Genomic DNA, 2,944 nt, shown 5'->3' on the forward strand with positions numbered 1-2,944 from the left:
ATCCGGTTCGAGAACGTCACCGTCACCTACCGCGACGCCGACGCGCCCGCGCTGGCCGGGGTCGACCTGCACGTGCCCGAGGGCGAGCTGTGCCTGGTCGTCGGCCGGACGGGGTCGGGCAAGTCGACGTTGCTGCGCGCGGTCAACGGTCTGGTGCCGCACTTCACCGGCGGCACGCTCACCGGCCGGGTGCTGGTGGACGGCCGCGACACCCGAACCCACCCGCCGCGCGAGCTGGCCGACGTGGTCGGCGTGGTGTCGCAGGACCCGCAGGCCGGGTTCGTCACCGACTCCGTCGAGGAGGAGCTGGCGTACTCGATGGAGTCGCTGGCGCTGCCCAACCCGGTCATGCGCAAGCGGGTCGAGGAGACGTTGGACCTGCTCGGCCTGGCCGAGCTGCGGCACCGGCCGCTGGCGACGCTGTCGGGCGGGCAGCAGCAACGGGTGGCCGTCGGCGCGGCCCTCACCGCCCACCCGCGGGTACTGGTGCTGGACGAGCCGACGTCCGCGCTGGACCCCGGTGCGGCGGAGGACGTGCTGGCCGCGCTGCACCGGCTGGTGCACGACCTGGGCATGACCGTGCTGATCGCGGAGCACCGGCTGGAACGGGTCGCGCAGTACGCCGACCGCGTGGTGTGGCTGCCCGGTGGTGGACGGCCGCCGATCGCGGGCGAGCCGGGCCCGGTGCTGGCCGAGGCACCCGTGGCGCCGCCCGTGGTGCGGTTGGGTCAGCTGGCCGGGTGGGACCCGGTGCCGGTGTCCATCCGGGACGCGCGGCGGCTGGCCGGACCGTTGCGCGAACGCCTCACCGGACCTCCCGTGGTGTCCGCGCCGCGGGCGGCCGAATTGCTGCGCACCGACGGCCTGCGGGTCCGGTACTCCACTGTGGACGCCGTGCGCGGGGTGTCGCTGAGCGTCGGTGCGGGTGAGCGGGTCGCCGTGATGGGGCGCAACGGGTCGGGCAAGTCGAGCCTGCTGTGGGCGGTGCAGGGCACGGGCAGGCGGTCCGGCGGCGAGGTCGCGGTGGACGGCGTCGACCCGGCGACGCTCAAGCCCGGCGTGCGGCGCAAGGCCGTCGGGTTGGTCCCGCAGCAACCCGGCGACCTGCTGTACCTGCACACGGTCGGCGGCGAGTGCGCGCAGGCCGACCGCGAGTCCGGCCGCCCCGACGGCACGTGCCGCGAGTTCCTGGACCGGCTCGCGCCGGGCATCCCGGACGACCGGCACCCGCGTGACCTGTCCGAGGGGCAGCGGCTCGCGCTGGTGCTCGCGGTGGCGCTCACCCCGTCGCCGCGCGCCGTGCTGCTGGACGAGCCGACCCGGGGGTTGGACTACCCGGCCAAGACCCGGCTGGCCGCCGCGTTGCGCGACCTGGCGGACGCCGGGCACGCGATCGTGCTGGCCACGCACGACGTCGAGTTCGTGGCCGAGTACGCGAGCCGGGTGGTGGTGCTGGCCGAGGGCGAGGTGGTGGCCGACGGTCCGACCGCCGAGGTGGTCACCGCGTCACCGGTGTTCTCGCCCCAGGTGGCGAAGGTGCTCGCGCCGCAGCCGTGGCTGACGGTGGCGGACGTGCGCGCGGCCCTGGCGGCCCGATGACCACCTCCCCCGTTCGCATCCGACCTCGTGCCACGGTCGCACTGGTGGTCGCGGCAGCCATCAGCGTGGTCGCGTTCGGGTGGCCGCTGCTGGTCTCCCCCGGCGCCGGATTCGCCCAGGGCACCACCGCGCTGCTCCTGCCGCTCGTGCTGGCCGTCGTGCTGGCCGAGATCAGCGAGGGCGGGCTGGACGCGAAGGCCGTGGCGATGCTGGGCGTGCTGTCGGCTTTGGGTGCGGCGATCCGACCGCTCGGCGCGGGCACGGCGGGCGTGGAGACGGTGTTCTTCCTGCTCGTGCTCGGCGGACGCGTCTTCGGTCCCGGGTTCGGGTTCGTGCTCGGCAGCACCACGCTGTTCGCGTCCGCCCTGCTCACCGGCGGTGTCGGGCCGTGGTTGCCCTACCAGATGCTGGGCGCGGCCTGGGTGGCGCTGGGCGCGGGGCTGCTGCCGTCGTCCCTGCGCGGCAAGGCCGAACTGGCGGTGCTCGCCGCGTACAGCGCCGCCGCGTCCCTGGTCTACGGGCTGCTGCTGAACCTGTCGTTCTGGCCGTTCGCCTTGAGCGCGGGCAGCACGACCCTGTCGTTCCAGCCGGGTGCGCCGGTGCTGGACAACCTGGTGCGCGTGGTGGCGTTCAGCCTGGCCACGTCCCTCGGCTGGGACGTCGGTCGCGCCATCACCACCACGGTCCTGGTGCTCGCGACCGGTCCGGTGCTGCTGCGCACGCTGCGCCGGGCCGCGCGCAGGGCGTCGTTCGGCGAGCCGGAGTTCACCGGGGCAGCTGCGCCGCCACCTCCGCCAGGGCGTCCAGCACCTCCGGCGTGACGTACCCGGCGGCGACCTCGGCCTCCGCCACGGTGACGGTGTCGTGGTGCCGGTCCGAGCCGTAGTTGGCCCCGCCGAACGCGATGTCCCCCAGACCGACCTGCGCCGTGTCCAACGGCTTGACGTCACCCGAGCCGGGCGCGTCCGCGACGTCCCGGAACCCCCGCGCGTCGGCGGTCGAGGGGAACGCCACCCAGGCCACCGCGATCACCGCCGAGTTGCCCGCGTCGTCCCCGACGAGGAACAGCGCCCGGTCCATCTCCGCGCACCCGGTCCGCCGCAGGAACTCCCGCACCGCGCCGAACGCCGCCGCCACGCAGTCGGTCCGCTCACGGTCGGTGCGCTTCAGCTCGCGCAGCCCCATCCGCTGCCAGGCGCCCTCGGCGTCACCGCGGCTCGCGAAGTCGCTGCCCTCGGCCTGGCGTGCCCGCACGCTGGGTCCGGCACCGCCACCACCGCCGCCGCCGGACGCGCCCGCGCCGAGCCCGACCGCTCCCCCGTACCCCACCGCGCTGAGCGCGACC

The 2,944-nt window shown here is 75.4% G+C and carries 3 protein-coding genes; 2 read left to right on the forward strand and 1 reads right to left on the reverse strand.

The window, feature by feature from the left end; genetic code table 11:
- Together AB0G02_RS33665 and AB0G02_RS33670 are read left to right on the forward strand one after the other, a co-directional pair.
- The coding region (locus tag AB0G02_RS33665) for an ATP-binding cassette domain-containing protein (protein ID WP_360802445.1) at positions 1-1,599 on the forward strand (1,599 nt) is incomplete at its 5' end.
- Positions 1,600-1,643: 44 nt separating this feature from the next.
- Entirely contained in the window at positions 1,644-2,420 is a 777-nt protein-coding gene (locus AB0G02_RS33670) for an ECF transporter S component (protein WP_360802448.1), read from the forward strand.
- Here AB0G02_RS33670 and AB0G02_RS33675 read toward each other — a convergent pair.
- A partial coding sequence (locus AB0G02_RS33675) for a hypothetical protein (protein WP_360802451.1) occupies positions 2,365-2,944 on the reverse strand: 580 nt, incomplete at its 5' end. The genes AB0G02_RS33670 and AB0G02_RS33675 overlap by 56 nt on opposite strands.

This window comes from Actinosynnema sp. NPDC023658, assembly GCF_040639995.1.
Classification (GTDB): Bacteria; Actinomycetota; Actinomycetes; order Mycobacteriales; family Pseudonocardiaceae; genus Actinosynnema.